The sequence below is a fragment of the Ruegeria sp. BH8 genome (genome assembly GCF_056538065.1).
In genome coordinates this window covers 2,501-5,708 of the sequence record NZ_JBQFSP010000037.1, presented here as the reverse complement: position 1 = coordinate 5,708, position 3,208 = coordinate 2,501, and the positions used below count along the sequence as shown (strand labels likewise).

The following is a 3,208-nucleotide window of genomic DNA, read 5'->3' as shown; positions in this document are numbered from 1 at the left end:
TGGTTGCGGGAGCAGGATTTGAACCTGCGACCTTCAGGTTATGAGCCTGACGAGCTACCGGGCTGCTCCATCCCGCGTCAGAGTCAGATTTGTTTTCATCGTTTTAGAGAGATTTGGGGATTTTGCTAGGTTTGGCGGTGACCTACTCTCCCGGGGCTTAAGCCCAAGTACCATTGGCGCGGCAGTGCTTAACTTCCGGGTTCGGGATGGGACCGGGTGTTTCACTTGCGCTATGACCACCAAACCGAGGAAAATCCCCACGTCGCTGTTTTTGCGGAGCAAAAAAGCGACGGGCAGGAGGCAGCGTATTCGCGAAGCGGATGCGCGGTCCTGCACGGTTGTGTTAATCAGATCAACGTTGTCCAACTCAGGGTGTGTATGTCTTTGATTTGTCTTTCCATTACTGGATCAAATCAAGCCTATCGGGCGATTAGTACCGGTCAACTGAACGCATTACTGCGCTTACATCTCCGGCCTATTGACGTGGTGGTCTTCCACGGCCCTCAGGGAGACCTTGTTTTGAGGGGGGCTTCCCGCTTAGATGCCTTCAGCGGTTATCCTGTCCGATCATAGCTACCCAGCACTGCCGTTGGCACGACAACTGGTCCACCAGTGGATCGTTCACCCCGGTCCTCTCGTACTAGGGGCAACTCCTCTCAAGTCTCCTACACCCACGGCAGATAGGGACCGAACTGTCTCACGACGTTCTAAACCCAGCTCACGTACCTCTTTAAACGGCGAACAGCCGTACCCTTGGGACCTGCTCCAGCCCCAGGATGAGATGAGCCGACATCGAGGTGCCAAACACTGCCGTCGATATGGACTCTTGGGCAGTATCAGCCTGTTATCCCCGGCGTACCTTTTATCCGTTGAGCGATGGCCCTTCCACTCGGGACCACCGGATCACTATGGCCGTCTTTCGACTCTGCTCGACTTGTCAGTCTTGCAGTCAGGCTGGCTTCTGCCATTGCACTCAACGAGCGATTTCCGACCGCTCTGAGCCAACCTTCGCGCGCCTCCGTTACGCTTTAGGAGGCGACCGCCCCAGTCAAACTACCCGCCACGCAGGGTCCCGGATCCGGATAACGGACCGCGGTTAGACATCAAGAGTGCGAAGGGTGGTATCTCAAGGGAGGCTCCACGGATACTTGCGTTTCCGCTTCAAAGCCTACCACCTATCCTGCACATCACAATCCTGATGCCAGTGCGAAGCTGTAGTAAAGGTGCACGGGGTCTTTCCGTCTAACCGCGGGAAGCCTGCATCTTGACAGGCAATTCAATTTCGCTGAGTCGATGTTGGAGACAGCGGGGAAGTCGTTACGCCATTCGTGCAGGTCGGAACTTACCCGACAAGGAATTTCGCTACCTTAGGACCGTTATAGTTACGGCCGCCGTTTACCTGGGCTTCAATTCAAGGCTCTCACCTCTCCTTTTAACCTTCAGGCACCGGGCAGGCGTCAGACCCTATACGTCGTCTTGCGACTTCGCAGAGCCCTGTGTTTTTAATAAACAGTCGCCACCCCCTGGTTTGTGCCCCCAGCCCCTAGTTGCCTAGGAACCGGGCCTCCTTCTCGCGAACTTACGGAGGTATTTTGCCGAGTTCCTTCAACATCGTTCTCTCAAGCGCCTTGGTATGCTCTACCAGTCCACCTGTGTCGGTTTAGGGTACGGTCTGATGGAGGGCTATTTCCAGGAACCACTCAGCAGCCCAATCAATCCGATAAGATTGAACTACACCTGTGATCCGTCACATCCTCCTGGCCTAGGAATATTAACCTAGTTCCCATCGCCTACGCCTTTCGGCCTCGGCTTAGGGGCCGGCTTACCCTGCTCAGATTAGCTTTAAGCAGGAACCCTTGGACTTTCGGCGAGAGTGTCTCTCACACTCTTTGTCGCTACTCATGTCATCATTCTCACTAGTGATCTCTCCACCGGATCCCTCACAGGCCGGCTTCATCGAAAGAACTCGATCCGTCATTACATCCCGCTGCTGTTACACAACACAGATGCAAATACGGATGAGTTCTATGTCACACTACGCTCTGCTACCATGCCTTACGGCATCCTAAGCTTCGGCTCATGGCTTGAGCCCCGTTACATCTTCGCCGCAGGACAACTTGTTTAGACCAGTGAGCTGTTACGCTATCTTTAAAGGATGGCTGCTTCTAAGCCAACCTCCTGGTTGTTTTGGTCGTCCCACCTGCTTTCCCACTTAGCCATGAATTGGGGGCCTTAGCTGTAGGTCAGGGTTGTTTCCCTCTCCACTACGGACGTTAGCATCCGCAGTGTGTCTGCCATCTAGTACTCCCGGGTATTCGGAGTTTGGTTAGGATCAGTAAGCCTGTGGGGCCCCATTACCCATCCAGTGCTCTACCCCCCGGGGTATTCGGATGACGCTCTACCTAAATAGATTTCGCAGAGAACCAGCTATCTCCGAGTTTGATTGGCCTTTCACCCCTAGGCACAGCTCATCCCGATCCTTTTCAACGGATGTGGGTTCGGTCCTCCAGTAAGTGTTACCTTACCTTCAACCTGGCCATGCCTAGATCACTCGGTTTCGGGTCTGATCCCACGAACTCATTCGCCCTATTAAGACTCGCTTTCGCTACGCCTACACCTAACGGCTTAAGCTTGCTCGTGAGACCAAGTCGATGACCCATTATACAAAAGGTACGCCGTCACCCCGCAAGGAGGCTCCGACTGATTGTAGGCGTTCGGTTTCAGGTACTGTTTCACTCCCCTCGTCGGGGTGCTTTTCACCTTTCCCTCACGGTACTGGTTCGCTATCGGTCAGCAAGGAGTACTTAGCCTTCGAAGGTGGTCCTCCGATCTTCAGACAGAATTTCACGTGTTCCGCCCTACTTAATACGTCCGATCATGCTTCATATACGGGACTGTCACCCTCTATGGTCCTGCTTCCCAACAGGTTCTATTCACACTCACGGCTCGGCTGGTCCCCGTTCGCTCGCCACTACTAGGGGAGTATCAATTGATTTCCTTTCCTCCGGGTACTTAGATGTTTCAGTTCCCCGGGTTTGCTCTTAAAACCCTATGTATTCAGGTCTTAAGTACCTGGTCATGCTCATTATTGATCAGCTGTGCCAACAATAACAAACATTCAGGTGGGTTGCCCCATTCAGAAATCCATGGATCAAAGCTTATTCTCAGCTCCCCATGGCTTATCGCAGAGTATCACGTCTTTCATCGC

General features: G+C 53.4%; 1 tRNA gene and 2 rRNA genes (1 of these 3 only partly in view). All 3 read right to left on the bottom strand.

Annotation, left to right across the window (positions count from 1 at the left end):
- Positions 1-77, bottom strand: a tRNA-Met gene (locus ACR0AD_RS20895).
- Positions 78-129: 52 nt separating this feature from the next.
- A 5S ribosomal RNA gene (gene rrf / locus ACR0AD_RS20890) occupies positions 130-244 on the bottom strand.
- Between the two features lie 165 nt (positions 245-409).
- Positions 410-3,208, bottom strand: a 23S ribosomal RNA gene (locus ACR0AD_RS20885) (it continues 46 nt past the right edge of the window).